This window comes from Candidatus Dechloromonas phosphoritropha (assembly GCA_016722705.1).
Lineage (GTDB): Bacteria > Pseudomonadota > Gammaproteobacteria > Burkholderiales > Rhodocyclaceae > Azonexus > Azonexus phosphoritrophus.
Window position 1 is genome coordinate 422,153 of sequence record JADKGN010000001.1, and the last position, 19,520, is coordinate 441,672.

The window sequence follows — 19,520 nt, forward strand, 5'->3', positions numbered from 1 at the left end:
TGTTGGTGACTGGAGATCATCATGAACCGATGCGCGTTCAGGATAAATACGGCAAAATACAATTCATTGATCCATTTTTGGCGCAATAATCATGAAACTTTTGAACGACATGGCGCTCTTCGTTGAGGTCGCCAAAGCGATGAGTTTTCGCGGTGCGGCCGACGCGATCGGCGTGCCGAACTCCACCTTGTCCCGACGCGTTAGCGCGCTGGAGAAGGCAATCGGACTACGGCTGCTGCATCGCACGACGCGCAAGATCGAGCTGACCGAAGCCGGACAGCTCTATTTCGAACGCTGCAAGCGCATCGTCGATGAAGCCAGTCTGGCCCACGAACAACTCGGCGAAATGCTGGCCCAGCCAAGCGGGGTCTTGCGCGTTTCGATGCCGGAAGGTTTCGCCAACATCTTCCTGGCACCGCTAATCGCAGAATTTGCCCGCGACTATCCGGGCATCAGCTTTGAGTTCGATCTAAGCCCTCGGCCGGTCGATCTGGTCAGCGAACCGGTCGATGTGGCGATACGCATGGGCGAGCCGCCGAGTTCAAACCTGATCGCCCGGCAACTTGCCCGCCTGCCGCGCTATCTCTACGCTTCGCCCGACTACCTGGCCGTTGCCGGCGAGCCGCTGGAACCGGCCGATCTCGCTCGCCATGAGTGCATCCGACTGAGAACCGCGCAGTCCGACACGTGGGCCTTACTGCAAGGCAACGAGAAGGTAGAGGTCACGGTCGGCGGCCGCTTTCTGCTCAACAGTGTTGGCATGATTCAACGTCTTGCCACGCTTCATATGGGAATTGCGGTGCTGGCCAAAGATATCGTTACGGACGACGTGGCCAGCGGGCGACTGCGGCGCGTGCTGGCGGACTGGCAGGCGACGCCGATACCCGTCTACGCCATTACCGAGACGCGCCTGCTACCTGCGAAGACGCAGCGCTTCATTGATTTCTTGCGAGAGCATCTGGGAGGAATGAAGAGCGCTTAGCGTGCTTTATTTTCCGAATTCTGAGACGACCCCTATCTGCTGGATCAACTTGAGCAAAAGATCAGCGACTTTGAAAAAGACTCAACGCAACACAAGACTCTGTATCGCCGATTGCGCTATGCTGTATTCATGCTTACATCGATTTCGGCGGTACTCGCAGGTTTGGCTCATCCCATTACACACAACTTCAACACCTCTGCGTAACATGCTGACTTTACAAGAAATGCTGGGTGGATGTGATGGGTTGGGCAGCGGAAGAATTCAAGGCGATCGACCTGGGCGACCGGCGTCTGGACAAGCGCACGGTGCTGCTGGCGGAGCGCATGGCAGCCAATCCGATGGCCAGTATCCCGCAAGCCTGCGGCGGCTGGGCGGAAACCCAGGCGGCGTATCGTTTTTTTGCGCAGGACGACATCGAATGGGAAGCCATCCTGGCCTCGCACTGGGGAAGCGCCGAAACGCGCATGCGGGTGCATCCGGTGGTGCTGTGCATCCAAGACACCACGGAACTCGACTTCAATGGTCAGCGCATTGCCGGTCTGGGGCCGCTCTCGTATGAAGCCCAACGCGGGATGTACGTGCATTCCACCTACGCGGTCAGTCCGCAGCGTGAACCCTTGGGTGTTCTGGACGCCTGGATGTGGGCACGCGAACCCAAGGACGCGAGCGGCCAACGAGGTGGCCTGCTGGAAAGCACCCGCTGGACGGAGGGCTACACCCGCATCGCGGAGTTGGCGAGCAGCATGCCGGACACCCGGCTGGTGTATGTGGCGGATCGGGAGGCGGACATCGTGGCCCTGATGGTGCAAGCCCGCGAGCTGGGGCATCCCGCCGACTGGCTGATTCGTTCCCAGCACAATCGGGCGCTTCCCGAGGGCGGCAAGCTGTGGACTGAGGTCCTGGCCAGCGAAGCGCTCGGCGGCATCCGCTTCACGATGCCTTCGCGGCAAGGACAGAAGGCGCGGGACGTTCGGCAACGAGTCTGGGCAAAGCGGGTGACGGTCTCCGACGGCAAGGGGAGCCGGATCGAGGTGAGTTGTCTGGTGGCGCGAGAAGAAAGTGCCCCGAGGGCGTGAAGCCGGTGGAATGGCGGCTGCTGACCAATCGGCCGATTAACTCTTTCGAAGCGGCGACCGAACTGATCGACTGGTACCGGGCGCGCTGGGAGATCGAACTGTTCTTCCATGTCCTCAAGAACGGCTGCCGCGTAGAGGCGTTGCAGTTGAGCACCGTGGCGCGGCTGGAACGGGCGCTGGCGCTGTTCATGGTGGTGGCTTGGCGGATTGCCCGACTCATGCGCCTGGGCCGTACCTGCCCAGACCTGGATGCGGCCTTGCTGTTCGAGCAGGACGAATGGCAAGCGGCTTACATCCTGAATCGGAAGAAGGTGCCCAAGACGCCGCCCAGGCTCAATGAAGTGGTGCGCTTGGTGGCGATGCTTGGCGGATTTCTGGCCCGCAAGGGCGATGGCGAGCCAGGGGTGAAGACCCTTTGGCTTGGCCTTCAACGCGTCGTCGATTTCGCCGCCGGGATCAGATTCGCGAGAGAGGCTCATGCGTTATGACGCGAGTTCAACTTCAAAGTGTAATTTTGAATAATTTGTGTGTAATGGAATGGGTTTGGCTATCAAGCTTCCTGAATTTAGCTCGGCCATTAGCGTCGCCATTGTGCTTGTCTCAGCTGCTGTCGGCGTCATTACCTCAATTGAAGGACTTCGAAAGCCAGCGGAGCTTTGGATTCATGAGCGAACAACCTTTTACGCGCTAATGGACCTTAAACGCGAAATGGAGTTCAAGCTTGACGAGAACAGTCCCCATGAGGTGATTGAGAAATACTTCTTCAGGTTGCAGGAGCTTCTAGGTGCATCTGGGGAAAAATGGAATCGCCATATTGCTGGTGTTCAGCATACCCATAACGCCGAACCTGGCGCTCCCGAGGAGGCGTCGCAAGCGGCATGCCCCAGAGCTAGCACGTTGAAGCTATAGAAAAACCAGTTTTCGCGAAAAATGCCACTCAATTTTGCTGAGCGGGGTTTTCTACATTTCCGTTAGGCCCTTACTGCCGGATGCCTCCAGCATCCGTTTCAAGCAGCAGGTCATTTGCTGCTCAACATGATGAAGAGGAGAATCTCAATGAACTTGATCCTGGAATGGAACAACATCCTGCTCGAAGCCATTCGCAACGTCGGCAAGCTGCCGCTAGCCAGTCCCGACCGTGAACGCGGAGGCCCACCCCAGGTGGCACGCTCAATCGGCATCGTCTATACCGCTGTGTACGACGCCTGGAGCGCCTACGATGCCGTGGCCAAGCCGGTGCGCCGCACCATGCCACGCAAACCTGTGGCCCAGCACACCGAAGCCAACCGCCGCAAAGCCATCAGCCAGGCGGCTTACCGTGCCCTCATCGACCAGTTCCCACCCGCCATCTATGAAGGTGGCTTCCGCCCCAACTACGAAACCATGCTGACCGCACAGCTTGCCAAGGACGGCATCACCATCGGCGGCTCCACGCCAGCACCGGTCGACGTCGGTAACCAGGCGGCCGACGACGTGCTGGCCTTCCGCCACAGCGACAACTCCAACCAGGCCAACCTGTACGCTGACACCACCGGCTACGCGCCGATGAACAAGCCCATGGCGGTGCTGCTACCCGCGCCGGTCGACGCGATCGACTACCCCGGTCGCTGGCAGGCGCTGACTTACCTAAACAGCGCACATGAAGCCAAGACACCCAAGTTCATCTGTCCGCACTGGGGCCAGGTCAAACCCTTCGCCCTCACCAGCGGCAGCCAGTTCCGCCCGACCACGGGTCCGCAGTCGCCTCTGAGCCAGGGCTACCTGGACCAGGCCAAGCACGTGATGGACATTCAGGAGAGGCTCACGCCCGAGCAGAAAGTGATTGCCGAGTACTGGGCCGACGGCCCCAACTCCGAACTGCCGCCAGGCCATTGGACCGAATTTGCCGCTTTCGTCGTGGCGCGCGACGGCCTGGACCTCAACCAGTCCGTCAAGCTCTACCTCGCGCTGGCCAACGCCATCTTCGATGCGAGCATTGCGACCTGGGACGCCAAGAAGGCGTTCGACTACGTGCGCCCGGTCACCGCAATCCGCCACCTGTTCCGTGGCAGGCGCGTGCTCGGGTGGGCTGGTGCCGGCAAGGGAACGCAGGAAATCCTTGGCGAAACCTGGAAACCGTTCCAGGTACCCAGCTTCCCCACCCCGCCTTTCTGCGAATTCACCTCGGGCCACAGCGGCTTCTCCATGGCCGCTGCCACCGTGCTCAAGAACTTCACCGGTAGCGACGGATTCGGCTTCTTCTACGCACAGGATGTACCGCTCAAGGCCGACCCCACCGAACCCGTGACCGACGTGGTGCTGCACTGGCCTACCTTCACCTCGGCCGCGCGTGAGGCTGGAGAGTCTCGCCTATATGGCGGAATCCATTTCTATGAAGGTAATGTTGTTGGCCTCGATATTGGGGAGAAAGTAGGCAATGCCGCCTACGCAAAGGCGCAGGACTTGTGGTCGGGCGCGTAAAGGGCCTAGAAAGTCGTTCCACCGGACCTGCGTAAACAGCCGAGCAGGTCCGGTAAATTCCAACGTTAAAGCTGTAGAAAAACCCATTTTCAAGCTGAGATCCGCCAAAAAAAAGTTGTAGCAACGTTCTGCGTCATTTTTCATTTTCATGCTTTTCAGCTGGTCGTCGGCAACCGGGTCCCGGGTCGGGCCATGGCACTTTCCTGGTTTTAACTCCAGGATTGAGCCTTGTCATTCCGTATGGCTAACGGCACGATGCGGTCAGGGTACATATTTTTCTACAGCTTCGTTGGGGGCATCTGCCACAGACGGCACCTGGAAAATCCATTCAAGTCTTCAAGCGCCGCCTCATCACTGTCGCGGATAGTTAAAGTCTCTGGAAATACCTTGCCGCGTGGATCGTTATGTTGCTGGTATCCATCGCCAATGGCGCTGTGCGCGCTCTCGTCTATGGTGGATACATGAGTAAACCGGCGGCCCACCAGATCGCGACCGTCATCGGCATTCTGCTGTTCGGCATGCTCATCCGGGCGTTCGTTCATCGGTTTCCCGTCTGTCTGCAGCTGGTATGCCATTTTCATTGACCTGCTCTGGATGGCGATGACCATCGCCTTCTAGTTTCTTTTCATTCACTTCGTTGGCGGTCATTCCTGGTCGGCGTTGCTTGCCAACTACAATCTTCGGGAAGGCAGGATGTGGATCTTCGTCCCGCTTTGGGTGGCCGTGGCGCCTTACGTGTATTTCCGTTTCCGCCAGCGGCACCTTCAGGCTAAACTTTGAACATTCAGCAATCAACAGGAGAAAGAAATGTCCAGTGTCGGTTACCACGAACCCGTAGAAGAACTGTCCGATGCAACGCGCGACATGCACCGTGCCATCGTTTCGCTGATGGAGGAACTGGAGGCTATCGACTGGTACAACCAGCGCGCCGATGCCTGCAAGGACAGCGAACTCAAGGCAATTCTCGAACACAATCGCGACGAGGAAAAGGAACACGCAGCCATGGTGCTGGAGTGGATTCGCCGTCGCGACCCGAGTTTCTCGAAAGAGCTCAAGGATTATGTGTTCACCGACAAGCCAATTGCCCACAAGTAGTCAGCGCGGCTACTAAGCGGATCGCCACAGGATTATGCCTATCCACGGACTGGCGCACTACAACATCCGCGCCGAACGCGCACTGATGGAAGTTCTGCGCGATTTCTACGTAGCAGTCGTCGGACTGCAGGAGGGTTCGCGGCCACTAGCTTCCTTCGGCTACTGGCTATACGCGGGCGAACGGGATGTCCTGCATCTCTCGGAAACCGTCTCGGGCGAAACGCGGCGTAGCGGCTCGGACCGGGCCTTCGACCACGTGGCTTTCGAATGCGAAAACTGGCCGGAATTCCAAAGCCGGCTTGAACGCCATGCGATCAAATTCGTCGAACGCGGTGGTCAGGGCAATGTCCGGCGCCAGGTCTTTTTACGTGACCCGGCAGGCAACGGCATCAAACTGGGCTTTCCGCCCGCCACCGCCTAAATCCGCCTGAATAAAACCCGGCTACTCGCCGACGATATCAACCCCGGCTGGCGGCGTAAACTGGAAAGTTGTCGCCGGCAGTGCCGGATTGCGTTCGAGGTTCGTGAAGCGGATATGGGTCGTCTGGCCGAAGCTGTCGTAAAGTTCCATGGCATGCAGGTCCTTGCCGGCAAAGCCGAGGCGAACTTTCTCGAAGCCACTGTCGCCGGCCTTGGGCGTCGCCTCGACCCAGTTCATTTCATTCGCCGTGCCCGCTTCCACAAGCGTGAAATTCTTTTCCAGTTCGTTGCTGCCGGCGAGTAGCGCCGCCGGGGAACCGCTGATCGCCTGCCCGGCCTGGCGCACCGTGATCTGCTTGAGCTCGGTATCGTAAATCCAGATTTTCTCACCATCGCCGACGATCAGCTGCGGGTAAGGCTTCTGGATATCCCAGCGCAACTTACCAGGCCGCGAGATGGCGACGATGCCCGACGACTGCTGTGGCTTGCGCCCGTTCTTGCCGATCACCAGTTGCGAGAAATCGGCCTTGAGCGTGCGCGTGCTGCCGAGGAACTGGTGCAACTGATCAATCGCTCCGGCCACGGCAAACAGCGGGAAAAAAGCGACTGTTGCGGTCAACAGCGTTTTTGCGGCAAATTTCATTCGGCTTCGCGGCGGGCCAGGACTTCGCGCCCTCCCCGTCCGTCCATCGATGACACCAGTCCGGCCTTTTCCATCGCCTCGATCAGGCGCGCCGAACGGTTGTAGCCGATGCGCAAGTGACGCTGGACGAGCGAGATTGAGGCGCGCTTGTTCTTGAGTACGATCTCGACCGCCTGGTCGTAGAGCGGATCGCTTTCCGCGTCGCCGCCATTGCCGCCACCCTCGCCGGCTTCCTCGTCGTCGCCGGCGGCACCATTCAGGATATCCTCGACATACTCTGGCGCGCCGAGAGTTTTCAGGTGCTCGACGACACGATGCACTTCGTCATCGGAAACAAAGGCACCGTGGACACGGGTTGGGTAGCCGGTGCCGGGTGCCAGATAAAGCATGTCACCCTGCCCAAGCAGCGCTTCAGCACCCATCTGGTCGAGAATGGTGCGCGAATCGATCTTGCTCGACACCTGGAACGAAAGCCGCGTCGGGATGTTGGCCTTGATGAGGCCGGTGATGACATCGACGCTCGGACGCTGCGTCGCCAGCACGAGGTGGATGCCCGAAGCCCTGGCCTTCTGCGCCAGACGGGCGATCTGCTCCTCGACCTTCTTGCCGACCACCATCATCAGGTCGGCCAGTTCATCGATGATGACGACGATGTACGGCATGAACTTCAGCGGCTCGGGCGTTTCCGGCGTCAGGGTCAGCGGGTTCGGGATGTGCTGGCCGTGCTTTTCGGCTTCCTTGATCTTGTGGTTGAGGCCGGCGATGTTGCGCACGCCCATCGCCGACATCAGCTTGTAGCGTTTCTCCATCTCGGTCACGCACCAGTGCAGCGCGTTGGCCGCCTGCTTCATGTCGGTGACGACCGGCGCCAGCAAGTGCGGGATGCCCTCGTAGATCGATAACTCGAGCATTTTCGGGTCAACCATGATCAGGCGCACATGATCCGGCCCGGCCTTGTAGAGCATCGACAGGATCATCGCATTGACGCCGACCGACTTGCCCGAGCCGGTTGTCCCGGCGACCAGCAGGTGCGGGGTCTTGGCCAGGTCGGCGACCACCGGCTGGCCTCCGATGTCCTTGCCGAGACAGACAGTGAGCGGACTGCTCATGTCGTTGTAGAGCTTGCTCGAAATGATCTCGGACAGCTTGACCATCTGCCGCTTGGGGTTCGGTAGTTCGAGCGCCATGCACGACTTGCCGGGTACCGTCTCGACGACGCGGATCGACACCATGGCCAGCGCACGCGCCAGATCACGCGCCAGATTGACAATCTGCGCGCCCTTGACGCCCACTGCCGGCTCGATCTCGTAACGGGTGATGACCGGCCCCGGCAGCGCCGCCAGCACCTTGACCTGGACACCGAAGTCGGCAAGCTTGCGCTCGATCAGGCGCGAGGTGTATTCCAGTGTTTCCGGGCTGACCGTCTCCGCAGCCGGAGGCGCCGGGTCGAGCAGGTGCAACGGCGGCAGTTGCCCGCCGATGATGATCTCGGGGAACAGATCGACCTGCTTTTCGCGCTCGATCCGCTTTTCGGCCTTCTTCGAAACCGGCACCTCGGGCGCCGTCTTCTCGATGATGATTGGTTCGTGCAGTTCGCCGCGACGCTTCTCGACCTCGACCTTTTCCTCGCGCTGCTGGGCAACTTCGCGGCCAATCCGGCGATCACGCCAGACATCTAGCAGGCCATAAAATGACCTGGAGATGACCTCGAGGGCCGCGCCCACCCGCTCGAATGCCCACAGCCAGGACATCCCGGAAAATATGCTCCAACCCACCGCCATCGCCGCCAGCAACAGCAGGGTCGAGCCGGTGTACCCCAGGAGGTGTGCCAGCAGGCGACTCGCCTCGATCCCCAGCAGGCCGCCCGGCAACAGTGGCAACTCGACCTTGAGCGTATGGAAGCGCAGCGCCTCAAGCGCCGAACTGGCGACCAGCAGCAGCAGGAAGCCGGCCAAGGCGATGTACAGGGGACGCCGGTCAACCTTGCGGAGCGGCGAATGAAGGCGCCGAAACCCCCACCAGATCACCATCACCAGCAGGACAATCCACCACCAGGCGGAAAACCCGAACAGGTAGAGCATCAGGTCGGCTAGCCAGGCACCAAAATGGCCGGTCGGATTAAGCAGAGTTCCCGAAACGACCGCATGCGACCAGCCCGGGTCGTCCTTGTGGTAACCCCAGAGCGCCATCGACAGGAACAGGGCGACGGCCCCCAGTCCCAGCCAGCGCGACTCGTGCAACAGGTTGCCGATCTTCTCCGGCAACTGGCTGGAAGCTGCGCGGTCGGCGGTCCGGACACCCACGTTCAGGTTCCGACAATCGTTATGCGGTCACCTTCGCTGATGATGTATCCGCCAACCTCGAGGTCGCGCATCACCTTGCTGACCATTTCGCGCGAAGCGCCGATCATGCGAGCCATGTCTTGCTTGGAGATCTTCTGCCTGACCACCCGCTTGCCGCTTTCTTCTTCGGACATATCAAGCAGCAGGCGGGCGACGCGGCCATAGACGTCGAGCAGCGCCAGGCTTTCGATATTGCGGTCGGCTTCGCGCAGCCGGCGCACCAGAATCTGCATCAGCTTTTGCATGACCTGGAAGTTGTCTTGCATGCAGCGCTGGAATTCTTGCTTGCCGAGGGTCAGCAGTTCGCAGGGTTCGACGGCGACGACATTGGCCGACCGCGGGCTGCCGTCGATCAGGCCCATTTCTCCGAAAAATTCACCCGGACTCAGCCAGGCGAGAATGATCTCGCGACCTTCCTCATCGAAATTGGTCACCTTGGCGCGACCGGTGAGCAGGACGATCAGGGTCTCCGCGTCTTCACCCGCGCGCACGACCTGCTCGCCACGAGCGGCGCGCCGACGCATCGCCGCTTTCGACAAGCGCTCCAGTTCTCTCTCATCGAGGCCCGAGAAGAGCGGTATGTTGCGCAGGACCACCAGACTCAAGCCAACATTTGTTGAGGACATAAAGCATTTCCCTTCATGGAGTTACGCGAGGATTATAAACTCAATTCGAAAAGTACGAGAGAAAGGGCGAAAAATCGGGCCATGGTTGGGGGATATAATTTTGCCAATTACCACTATCGAGAATCGCCATGCCCCAAGGACCCAGTCACAACCGCCTCATCATCCTCGGTTCCGGCCCCGCCGGTTACACCGCTGCGGTCTATGCCGCCCGCGCCAACCTCAAACCCGTTCTGATTACTGGCCTGGCCCAGGGCGGCCAGTTGATGACGACGACCGATGTCGACAACTGGCCGGCCGATGCCGACGGCGTCCAGGGTCCCGACCTGATGGCGCGTTTCGAGGCACACGCGCGGCGCTTCGATACCGAGATCGTATTCGACCATATCCACACCGCGCAACTGACGCAGAAGCCATTCACGCTGATCGGCGATGCCGGCACCTACACCTGCGACGCGCTGATCATCGCCACCGGCGCCTCGGCCCAGTATCTCGGCCTGCCCTCCGAAGAAGCCTTCATGGGCAAGGGCGTTTCCGCCTGCGCCACCTGCGACGGTTTCTTCTATCGCAACAAGCCGGTCGCCGTCGTTGGCGGTGGCAACACGGCGGTCGAGGAAGCGCTCTATCTGACCAACATCGCCAGCCATGTCACGCTGATCCACCGCCGCGACAAGTTGCGCTCGGAAAAGATTATGCAGGACAAGTTGTTCGAGAAGGAAAAGGCCGGAAAGGTCACGATCCTGTGGGACAGCGTTCTGGATGAGGTGCTGGGCGACGATTCCGGCGTCACCGGTCTGCAGGTCAAGAACGTCAAGAACGGCGCAACGCACAAGGTGGACGTGCATGGCATCTTCATCGCCATCGGCCACAAGCCGAACACCGATATCTTTGCCGGCCAGTTGAAAATGGAAGACGGTTACATCGTGACCGAGGCCGGCCGCCAGGGCAACGCGACGCAGAGCAGCGTCACCGGTGTCTACGCCGCCGGCGACGTGCAGGACCATGTCTATCGCCAGGCCTGCACCTCGGCCGGCAGCGGCTGCATGGCGGCGCTCGATGCCGAACGCTACCTCGATAACTTCGTCTGATAAGTCATCAGACTTGATCGACCCAGACGATCTCGCAGCTTTTCGCGCCGCGGTGGCGGATGCGCGGCCGCTGCCGGCATCGGATCGCGTTCATCTCAGTGGCCCGATGCCGTCGCCGCGCCCGCTGCAACGCCTGGCCGACGAGCAGGCGGCGCTGCGTGAAAGCCTGCACGGACCGATCACCCTGCTGGACCGGCTCGAAGGGGGTGACGAGCCGAGCCATCGGCGTAGTGGTATCGCCAACAGCGTGCTGCGCGATCTGCGGCGCGGACGCTGGGCCGTGCAGGACGAGATCGACCTGCACGGCCTGAACCGCGATGAGGCGCGTAGCAACCTGGCAGCCTTTCTCGCCAAATCCCTGAAACAGGGCCGGCGCTGTGTGCGCATCGTTCACGGCAAGGGACACGGCTCGCCAGGCAGGGAGGCCGTGCTCAGGCGCCTGGTACGCGGCTGGCTGGTGCAGAAAAGCGAAGTTCTGGCCTACTGCCAGGCAAAGCCCCAGGATGGGGGCGAAGGAGCGGTCATCGTGCTGCTGCGCACGCAAAGGAAACCTGCCTCACCATCCTGAGAGACGGCTTCCCCGCGATTCTGTTTCTGGCTCTCCACAAATCAATGCTTGAAGAGATCAGGGTCGTCAACCCAGTCCCAGGCCGTTCCTGGCGAGTCATTTGGCGTCAGCCTCAGGGCACCGTGCGCCGTAGCCAGATGAAAGATTTCCAGCGCCACATCGTGCGGGAAACCCTCGCGTCCAGGGCGATCGGTGACCATCAGGTCCGTTAGATAGGCGTCCAGCCCGGCCTTGCCCCACAACGCGACGACCCTTGCAAGGATCCGCGGAAACCGCTGCTCAATAAGCACCGGGTAGATTCCGGATTCCGGCCCGAGCAACTCCAGCAGCTTCCCCTTGAGCGCGGGGATATCAAAATCTTCCTGGTCATCCATGACAATGCTCTCCGAATCAGATTGCCGCCTCGCCGGTCTCACCGGTACGGATACGCACCACCTGCTCGACCGGCGTGACGAATATCTTGCCGTCGCCGATCTTGCCGGTGCGGGCAGCCTTGATGATGGCATCAATGGCGGCATCCGTGTGCTCGGACTTGACGACGATTTCGATCTTGATCTTGGGCAGGAAATCGACCACGTATTCGGCACCGCGATAAAGCTCGGTGTGGCCTTTCTGGCGTCCGAAACCCTTGACTTCGGTGACCGTCAGGCCGGTGATGCCGATTTCCGACAGCGCTTCGCGCACTTCGTCGAGCTTGAACGGCTTGATGATGGCTTCGATCTTCTTCATGTCCTGCTTCCTGTTCGATTCGGCTATTCAAAATTCGTCATGGTAACGGTTGGTAATAGGATACCGCCAATCCTTGCCAAAACCACGCGGCGTGATGCGAATTCCGACCGGCGCCTGGCGCCGCTTGTATTCGGCGATGCGCAACAGGCGGACGACCCGGCGCACCGCTTCTTGCGGCAAGCCGGCGGCGATGATCTCGCGCGGACTCCGGTCTTCTTCCATGTAGGCGCGGACGATGGCATCCAGGATATCGTAGGGCGGCAGCGAATCCTGATCGGTCTGGTCCGGCTTAAGTTCCGCCGAGGGCGCCCGGACGATGATGTTTTCCGGAATGACCGGTGAAATCGTGTTGCGGTAGCGCGCAAGGCGGTAGACCAGCGTCTTATAGACGTCCTTGATCACCGCGAAGCCGCCCGCCATGTCGCCGTAGAGGGTGCAGTAGCCGACCGCCATTTCCGACTTGTTGCCTGTGGTCAATACCAGCGCGCCGGTCTTGTTTGAGAGCGCCATCAGGATATTTCCGCGGATCCGCGCCTGGATGTTTTCTTCGGTTGTATCAGCGGCCATGCCGGCGAACAGCGGGTCGAGCAGGTCCCGGTAGGTGGCCATCGCCTGTGCGATGGGTACCTCGTCGTAGCGCACGCCGAGCGCATCAACCATCGCCCGCGAATCATCGAGGCTCATCCGTGCGGTATATGGGGACGGCATCATGACCGCCCACACTTTGTCCGCTCCCAGCGCGTCGACCGCGACACACAGGGTCAGTGCCGAATCGATGCCGCCCGAGAATCCGATGAGCGTCCCCTTGAAGCCGTTCTTGCCGATATAGTCGCGGACACCCAGCACCAGGGCACGGTAGGCCTCGGCCTCGACTGAGAGTTCTTCCGCCATGTCGGCGGAGCGCAGGCGCCCACTGTCGTAATCAACGATACCCAGAGCTTCCTCGAACTGTGGCAGGCGCATCCGGCAGTGGCCTTCGGCATCGACGGCGAACGAAGCGCCGTCGAAAACCAGTTCGTCCTGACCGCCAACCAGGTTGACGTAGATGGCGGGAACGCCGGTGGTGGCAACACGCTCGCGCAGCATCTCGAGGCGCTGCTGATGCTTTTCCAGATGGCAGGGCGAGGCATTGAGCACGACGAGCAGTTCTGCCCCGCCGGCAGACGCCAGTTCCGCCGGGCCAGCCTCCCAGATGTCGGCGCAGATGTTGATACCGCAACGGACGCCGCCCAAGGTCACGACGCAGGCTGCGTCGCCAGCATCGAAATAGCGCTTCTCGTCAAAGACGTCGTAGTTGGGCAGACGGATCTTGCGGTAAACCGCCATTTTCCGTCCGTTTTCGATGACTGTGGCGGCGTTGTAGCGTCGCCCCTCATGCTCTTCCGGGTGACCGACAATCAGGGCAATGCCCTCGACGCGGCTGGCGAGATCATCCAGTGCACGCCCGCAGGCCCGGTAGAAATCGGGGCGCAGCAACAGGTCTTCCGGCGGATAGCCGCACAAGGCCAGTTCCGGCGTCACCAGAACCTGCGCCCCCCGTGCCCTGGCCGCCACGGCACATTCGATGATGCGCCTGGCGTTGCCGGTCAGGTCACCGACGGTGGCGTTGAACTGGGCAACGGCGATGCGCAGCATCGGGGCTCAATAGTTGGGCTTGTCTTTCGCCAAGTTGTAGGTTTCGACGCCGTCCATGATTTCCTTCTTGGCTTCCTCTGGACCGCGCCAACCGATGACGTTGACGAACTTGCCGGCCTCGAGATCCTTGTAGTGCGCGAAGAAGTGAGCAATCTGGTCAAGCAGCGGGTTGGGCAGGTCGGTGTGGCCCTGGATATTGCGGTACATCGCCGTCAACTCATCGACCGGCACGGCGAGCACCTTCGCGTCATCGCCGGCCTCGTCGGTCATCGCCAGCACGCCAACCGGACGGCAGCGGACGACAACGCCCGGCGGCAGCGGGAAAGGACTGATGACCAGTACATCAACCGGATCGCCGTCGCCGGCGATGGTGTGCGGAATGTAGCCGTAGTTGCAGGGGTAGTGCATCGACGTGGACATGAAGCGATCGACGAAGATCGCGCCGCTCTCCTTGTCGACCTCGTACTTGACGGGCTCCGAATCCGCCGTGATCTCGATGATGACATTGACGTCGTTGGGGAGGGACTTGCCGGAAGGAACGTTGTTGAGGGCCATCGTTATCTCTTGTGTGGTGGGGTTTCGGAATCTGTGATTATAACGCCGTGACGGGCACGGTCAGCACCACGCCGCAAGAAACTCCTGCCAGTGCGGCGTGCCGATCCGGGCGAGTTGCGCCTTGACGAACTCGCTCTCGGCAACCTCTTCCTCGGCGGTTAGTTCGCCGCGCAGGCGACGGAAGCGGTTATAGACAAGATAGGTATTGATGACATCGGTCTCGCAGTAGTCGCGGATCTCGGCGGCCTGCCCTGCTTGCCAGGCTTCCCAGACCTTGCCACCATCCATGCCGAGCTTGCCCGGAAAGCCGAACAGCTTGGCCAGTTCATCGAGTGGCGCGTTGGCACGGGCGTTGTAGAGCGCCAGCAAGTCCATCAGGTCGAGGTGCCGCGTGTGGTAGCGGCTGATGTAGTTATTCCACTTGAAATCGCGTGAATCGGCGTAATCGCCATCGCCGAGATCCCAGTAGCGTGGCGCTGCGACGCCGTGCAGCATGCCGCGATAGTGCAGCACGGGCAGGTCGAAGCCACTACCGTTCCAGGAGACGATCTGCGGCGTGAATTTCTCGATGCCGTCGAAGAAGCGCTGGATGATGGCGCCTTCGCCCAGATCCGGTTCGGACAGCGACCAGACCTTGATCCCCTCGCCGGTGCGCAGGACGCAGGAAATGGTAACGACCCGCTGCAGATGCAACTGCAGGAAATCGCTTCCGGTCTTTGCCCGGCGCTGCTGAAAGGCCAGTTCGGCGACCTCGTCGTCGGAAAGTTCGCCCGGCAGATCGTTGACCTTGCGCAGGCCGGCGACGTCCGGAATGGTCTCGATGTCGAAGACGAGTATCGGCTTCATGCCGGAAAGGCGCCAGTGGACAGGTAACGGTCGCCGCGGTCGCAGATGATGCTAAGGATCACGGCATTTTCCAGTTGCCGCGACAGGCGCAGCGCCACCGAGACGCCTCCACCCGAGGAAATGCCGGCGAAGATTCCTTCCTCTGTCGCCAGACGCCGGGTCATTGCCTCGGCGTCGGCCTGACCGACGTATTCGATACGGTCGACGTTGGTATTGTCATAAATTTTCGGCAGGTAGGCTTCCGGCCATTTGCGGATACCGGGAATCTGGCTGCCCTCTTCCGGCTGGCAGCCGACGATCTCGATTGCCGGGTTCTGCGCCTTGAGAAAGGCCGACGTACCCATAATGGTTCCGGTGGTGCCCATGCTCGAGACGAAATGGGTGATCCTGCCGCCGGTATCGCGCCAGATCTCCGGGCCGGTGCCTTCGAAATGCGCAAGCGGATTGTCCGGGTTGGCGAACTGGTCGAGGATGATCCCCTGGCCTTCGTCGCGCAACTTGTCGGCGACGTCGCGCGCCAGTTCCATGCCGCCATCCTTCGGTGTCAGCACCAGTTCGGCGCCGAAGGCGCGCATCGTCTGGCGGCGCTCGATGCTCTGGTTTTCCGGCATGACGAGAATCATCCGGTAGCCCTTGATCGCCGCCACCATCGCCAGCGCGATGCCGGTGTTGCCGGAAGTCGCCTCGATCAGCGTGTCGCCGGGCCGGATGTCACCGCGCGCCTCGGCATTGACAATCATCGATAGCGCCGGCCGGTCCTTGACCGAGCCGGCCGGGTTGTTGCCTTCCAGCTTGGCGAGGATGACGTTGCCGCGTCGCTCGTTTTCGGCGCCGGGGATGCGCACCAGTCTAACCAGCGGTGTGTTCCCGACAAAATCCCCGAGTGTCTTATACATTCCGCTGCAGCCACTCGATGTATTTGGCGACACCTTCCTCGACCGTCGCCATCGGCTCCTTGTAGCCGGCGGCGCGTAGGCGGGTCAGATCACCCTGTGTGAATGCCTGGTACTTGCCTTTCAAGGCCTCCGGGAAGGTGATGTACTCGATCAGTCCCTGCGCGCACAATTGCTCAAGATTGAGCGGCGCCTCGCCTTTTGCCTTCCTGCAGCCGTTGACCGCGGCGACCGCGACGTCGTTGAAACTCTGCGCCCGACCCGAACCCAGGTTGAAAATTCCAGACTTTTCCGGGCGATCGAGGAAGAACAGATTGACCCGGGCGACGTCGCCGACATAAACGAAGTCGCGCTGCTGGCCACCGTTTTCATAACCGTGCGAACCCTCAAACAGTTTGACCTTGCCGTCAGCGCGGAACTGGTTAAAGTTGTGGAAGGCGACCGAGGCCATGCGCCCTTTGTGCGTCTCACGCGGACCATAGACATTGAAGTAGCGGAAGCCGACGATCTGCGACGACGGATTTTGCGCCAGGCGCTGGCGCACGATCTGGTCGAATAGAAACTTGGAATAGCCATAGATGTTGAGCGGCCCCTCGTACTGCCGCTCCTCCTTGAAAACACTGGCGCCACCATAGGTCGCCGCACTGGACGCGTAGAGAAACTGGACATCCTCATCCTGGCACCAGTCGAGCAAGATCATCGAGTAGCGGTAGTTGTTCTCCATCATGTAGTGGCCATCGGTTTCCATGGTGTCCGAACAGGCTCCCTCGTGGAAAACGGCGTCAATCTCGCCGTCGTAATAACCGGCCTGGATGCGCGCGATGAAGTCGTTCTTGTCGACGTAATCGACGATGTCGCAATCGATCAGGTTCCTGAACTTGTCGGCTTTGGTCAGGTTGTCGACCGCGATGATCCGGGTTTCGCCACGCTCATTGAGCGCTTTGACAATATTGGAGCCGATAAAACCGGCGGCGCCGGTGACGACGATATACATGGCTTTTCCTTACAGTGCGGCCGCGAGTTCAGCGCGGGTGACGACGGCTGTGCCGAGTTTTCCGACGACGATGCCGGCGGCGACATTGGCCACGCGAATCGCCTCGGCCCAGTCGGCGCCCGCTCCGAGCATGACGGCCAGCGTGGCGATCACCGTGTCGCCGGCGCCGGAAACATCGAACACTTCGCGGGCCAAAGCGGGTTGATGATGAACTTCCCGATCAGCGAAGAGCGTCATGCCCTCTTCGCTGCGCGTCACCAGCAGCGCTTCGAGCCCGAGTTCTCCGCGCAGCTTCTGCGCCTTGGCGGCGAGTTCGGCTTCGGACGACCAGCGCCCGACGACTTCGCGTAACTCGGCGCTGTTGGGGGTAACCAGCGTTGCACCGACGTACCGGCTGTAGTCGTCACCCTTGGGGTCGATCAGCACCGGCTTGTCAGCCGCGCGGGCGAGCCGGATCATCGCGGCGATATGAGCGAGGCCACCCTTGCCGTAGTCGGACAGAATGACGACATCGGCCTGCCTCACACGTTGCTCGAAAGCGGACAGCTTGGCCCGCAGGATTTCGTGTGATGGCGTCGTCTCGAAGTCGATGCGCAGCAATTGCTGCTGACGGCCAATGACACGAAGCTTGACCGTGGTGTCGATGTCGCGGTCGACATGCAATCCGGCGTCGATTTGCTCCTCTTCGAGAAGTCGAGCGAGCGAACGGCCCGCTTCGTCGTCGCCAACGACCGAGAGCAGTTCGGTGAAGGCGCCAAGCGACGCAGCGTTGCGCGCGACGTTGGCGGCGCCGCCCAGGCGTTCTTCCATGCGCTGGACCCTGACCACCGGCACCGGCGCTTCTGGCGAAATCCGGCTGACCTCACCGAACCAGTAGCGGTCGAGCATGACATCGCCGACGACCAGCAGGCGAACATTTCTCACCTTGTCGAGCATGGTTCTCAATGTCCGGTGGCGAGGTACTCGCTGGCGCCACATCGGACCGGTTTCGGGTCATTTGGGTTGTAGCCGTCCGGCCCCGGAGTGTTCCGTATTTTCATCTACGCTTCTTCCTACAAGGTTTGATCGAACTCTTCGCTGCGCCGTGGCGGGTAGGTTTCCCAGCCGCCGCAGGCTGGGCAGCGCCAGTAGAACTGGCGGGCCTTGAAGCCGCAATTATTGCATCGATAGCGTGACAGGCGCTGTGTGTACCCAGCGATGATGCTCTTCGAGAGGTCGATATCGGGTCGTACCTCCGGCCCGACCAGCGGCAGTCGCGCGCTCATCAGCTTCTCGAGACCGAGCAGTGTCGGATTGCGCTGCAGTTCGCCGCGCACCAGGCGATACGCCGCTTCGTTGCCCGCGCTCTCGAGGACGAGTTGATAGACGACATCGAGCAGGTCGAGGGATGGATAGCGTTCGAGGTAGCCGCGCAACAGCGCTGTCCCCTCGTCATGCCGCCCCAGTCCGCGGTAGGTTTCGAGCAGACGCTGGGCGACCAGCGCCAGATAGGCGGGATCCTGCTGTTCGATACGCTGCCAGGCGTCGATGGCACCTACCGGGTTCCCCTCCTGCAACAGCAGATCGCCCTGCAGGAGGCTGGCGCGCACGCACTTGCGGTTCTGCTGCATGGCTGATTCGAGGTACGCGCGCGCACTGTCCGGGCGCGAACGCATGATCTCGCCGGCGGCCAGTTCGCAATAGAACTCGGCGACCTGCTGGCGCGACGCGACATCCGGCAGTTCGCGGGCGAGATCGATCGCCTTCCGCCATTCTTTCTCGACCTGGTAGATCTCTAGCAGGTTGCGCTTGGCCTCGTCCTCGAAGGAGGTTCCGGCCAGTTTGTTGAAGATTTCCTCGGCGCGGTCTAGAAGGCCGGCCTTGAGGAAATCCTGTCCGAGTTCCGAAAGCGCATGCAGGCGGACGCCCTCGTCGAGATCGGGCCGGTCGATCAGATTCTGGTGCATGCGGATGGCGCGCTCGGTCTCGCCGCGCCGACGGAACAAGTTGCCCAGTGCGAAGTGCAGCTCAACCGTCTGGGAATCGACCTTGGCCACCTCCAGGAAGGAATCGATCGCCTTGTCCGGCTGTTCGTTGAGCAGGAAATTGAGGCCCTGGAAGTAGGAACGAGGAAGGGCACGCGATTCGTGAACCACCTGCCGGATATCGACGCGAGCCGCTGCCCAGCCCAGCCCGAAAAAGAGCGGAACCAGCAACAGCTGCCAGTACTCGAATAGCTCGCTCATGCCATCGGTGGCGGTTCGGGCGTTGCCGGCAGCTGCAGCTTGGCAGCCTCGCGCTTAAGGCGCGAGATTTCGCGGCGCTGGCGGTAGATCACGCCGACCACCGACAACATGCCGAGGATGGCTCCGGCGGCGAAGAACGCCAGCAGGATAATGACCAGCGGTGCCTCCCAGGCGTAATCGAGAACGAAGCGCAGGATCGTCGGTTCGGTGTTGCGGATCGCGAACACCAGCAGGATCGAGAAGATGATGAGCCGGACGACCCAGGTCAATGCTGTCATGACGTCAGAATCCACGCGAGATATTGCCGCCGGCGCGGCCGGCGACATAAAAAGGGGCAGTGAAATCC

The 19,520-nt window shown here is 60.9% G+C and carries 21 protein-coding genes and 1 pseudogene; 8 read left to right on the forward strand and 14 right to left on the reverse strand.

The genetic code is table 11. The features are described 5' to 3' along the window. Positions 1-91: 91 nt before the first annotated feature. From IPP03_02080 to IPP03_02095, 4 genes and pseudogenes are all read left to right on the forward strand, one after another. Entirely contained in the window at positions 92-982 is an 891-nt protein-coding gene (locus tag IPP03_02080; protein ID MBL0351528.1) for a LysR family transcriptional regulator, read from the forward strand. 269 nt (positions 983-1,251) lie between these two features. After that, positions 1,252-2,546 (forward strand): annotated as a pseudogene (locus IPP03_02085) (IS4 family transposase). A gap of 55 nt (positions 2,547-2,601) precedes the next feature. Next, positions 2,602-2,967: a hypothetical protein gene (locus IPP03_02090; protein ID MBL0351529.1), complete on the forward strand. Its 366-nt coding sequence runs from the start codon at positions 2,602-2,604 to the stop codon at positions 2,965-2,967. 147 nt (positions 2,968-3,114) lie between these two features. Beyond that, the gene (locus tag IPP03_02095; GenBank protein MBL0351530.1) at positions 3,115-4,518 is read left to right on the forward strand and encodes a vanadium-dependent haloperoxidase; all 1,404 of its coding nucleotides are present in this window, start codon (positions 3,115-3,117) and stop codon (positions 4,516-4,518) included. A gap of 278 nt (positions 4,519-4,796) precedes the next feature. Here the strand turns inward: IPP03_02095 and IPP03_02100 are convergent, their stop codons facing one another. Beyond that, positions 4,797-5,126: a hypothetical protein gene (locus IPP03_02100; GenBank protein MBL0351531.1), complete on the reverse strand. Its 330-nt coding sequence runs from the start codon at positions 5,124-5,126 to the stop codon at positions 4,797-4,799. A gap of 199 nt (positions 5,127-5,325) precedes the next feature. On the opposite strand from IPP03_02100, the gene IPP03_02105 reads away from it, so the two are divergent. Together IPP03_02105 and IPP03_02110 are read left to right on the forward strand one after the other, a co-directional pair. Continuing rightward, positions 5,326-5,613 carry a ferritin gene (locus tag IPP03_02105; GenBank protein MBL0351532.1) on the forward strand — a complete coding sequence of 96 codons (288 nt, stop codon included), beginning with the start codon at positions 5,326-5,328 and terminating at the stop codon, positions 5,611-5,613. A 34-nt stretch (positions 5,614-5,647) separates the two neighbouring features. Further along, positions 5,648-6,034, forward strand: coding sequence for a diguanylate cyclase (locus IPP03_02110; GenBank protein ID MBL0351533.1), 387 nt, complete (start codon positions 5,648-5,650; stop codon positions 6,032-6,034). A gap of 21 nt (positions 6,035-6,055) precedes the next feature. Here IPP03_02110 and lolA read toward each other — a convergent pair whose 3' ends face one another. The 3 genes from lolA to IPP03_02125 form a co-directional block, all read right to left on the reverse strand. Then, positions 6,056-6,676 (reverse strand): outer membrane lipoprotein chaperone LolA, encoded by a 621-nt coding sequence (gene lolA / locus IPP03_02115; protein MBL0351534.1) that lies wholly within the window; start codon positions 6,674-6,676, stop codon positions 6,056-6,058. Then, on the reverse strand, positions 6,673-8,919 hold the full coding sequence (locus IPP03_02120; GenBank protein ID MBL0351535.1) for a DNA translocase FtsK 4TM domain-containing protein: 2,247 nt from the start codon (positions 8,917-8,919) through the stop codon (positions 6,673-6,675). Before IPP03_02120 ends, lolA begins: the two co-directional genes overlap by 4 nt. A gap of 62 nt (positions 8,920-8,981) precedes the next feature. After that, positions 8,982-9,644, reverse strand: a complete 663-nt coding sequence (locus tag IPP03_02125) for a cyclic nucleotide-binding domain-containing protein (GenBank protein MBL0351536.1) — start codon at positions 9,642-9,644, stop codon at positions 8,982-8,984. Between the two features lie 128 nt (positions 9,645-9,772). On the opposite strand from IPP03_02125, the gene trxB reads away from it, so the two are divergent. Continuing rightward, a complete protein-coding gene (gene trxB, locus IPP03_02130) occupies positions 9,773-10,729 on the forward strand; it encodes a thioredoxin-disulfide reductase (GenBank protein ID MBL0351537.1) in 957 nt (318 codons plus the stop codon). Then, positions 10,644-11,297, forward strand: coding sequence for a Smr/MutS family protein (locus IPP03_02135; protein ID MBL0351538.1), 654 nt, complete (start codon positions 10,644-10,646; stop codon positions 11,295-11,297). The genes trxB and IPP03_02135 overlap by 86 nt, the downstream gene beginning before the upstream one ends. Positions 11,298-11,338: 41 nt before the next feature. Here the strand turns inward: IPP03_02135 and IPP03_02140 are convergent, their stop codons facing one another. The 10 genes from IPP03_02140 to IPP03_02185 form a co-directional block, all read right to left on the reverse strand. Beyond that, positions 11,339-11,671: a hypothetical protein gene (locus tag IPP03_02140; GenBank protein ID MBL0351539.1), complete on the reverse strand. Its 333-nt coding sequence runs from the start codon at positions 11,669-11,671 to the stop codon at positions 11,339-11,341. A gap of 16 nt (positions 11,672-11,687) precedes the next feature. Further along, the gene (locus IPP03_02145) at positions 11,688-12,026 is read right to left on the reverse strand and encodes a P-II family nitrogen regulator (protein ID MBL0351540.1); all 339 of its coding nucleotides are present in this window, start codon (positions 12,024-12,026) and stop codon (positions 11,688-11,690) included. A gap of 27 nt (positions 12,027-12,053) precedes the next feature. Further along, complete coding sequence (locus tag IPP03_02150; protein MBL0351541.1) at positions 12,054-13,661, reverse strand: NAD+ synthase; 1,608 nt, start codon at positions 13,659-13,661, stop codon at positions 12,054-12,056. Positions 13,662-13,667: 6 nt separating this feature from the next. Beyond that, positions 13,668-14,216 carry an inorganic diphosphatase gene (ppa, locus tag IPP03_02155; GenBank protein ID MBL0351542.1) on the reverse strand — a complete coding sequence of 183 codons (549 nt, stop codon included), beginning with the start codon at positions 14,214-14,216 and terminating at the stop codon, positions 13,668-13,670. 60 nt (positions 14,217-14,276) lie between these two features. Then, on the reverse strand, positions 14,277-15,062 hold the full coding sequence (locus IPP03_02160; protein ID MBL0351543.1) for a 3'-5' exonuclease: 786 nt from the start codon (positions 15,060-15,062) through the stop codon (positions 14,277-14,279). Then, complete coding sequence (gene cysM, locus IPP03_02165) at positions 15,059-15,958, reverse strand: cysteine synthase CysM (GenBank protein MBL0351544.1); 900 nt, start codon at positions 15,956-15,958, stop codon at positions 15,059-15,061. Before cysM ends, IPP03_02160 begins: the two co-directional genes overlap by 4 nt. Beyond that, positions 15,951-16,949, reverse strand: coding sequence for an ADP-glyceromanno-heptose 6-epimerase (rfaD, locus tag IPP03_02170; protein MBL0351545.1), 999 nt, complete (start codon positions 16,947-16,949; stop codon positions 15,951-15,953). The genes cysM and rfaD overlap by 8 nt, the downstream gene beginning before the upstream one ends. A gap of 9 nt (positions 16,950-16,958) precedes the next feature. Next, a complete protein-coding gene (gene rfaE1 / locus IPP03_02175; protein ID MBL0351546.1) occupies positions 16,959-17,885 on the reverse strand; it encodes a D-glycero-beta-D-manno-heptose-7-phosphate kinase in 927 nt (308 codons plus the stop codon). 116 nt (positions 17,886-18,001) lie between these two features. Continuing rightward, on the reverse strand, positions 18,002-19,174 hold the full coding sequence (gene lapB / locus IPP03_02180) for a lipopolysaccharide assembly protein LapB (protein ID MBL0351547.1): 1,173 nt from the start codon (positions 19,172-19,174) through the stop codon (positions 18,002-18,004). After that, entirely contained in the window at positions 19,171-19,500 is a 330-nt protein-coding gene (locus IPP03_02185; GenBank protein ID MBL0351548.1) for a LapA family protein, read from the reverse strand. The genes lapB and IPP03_02185 overlap by 4 nt, the downstream gene beginning before the upstream one ends. Positions 19,501-19,520: the final 20 nt, after the last annotated feature.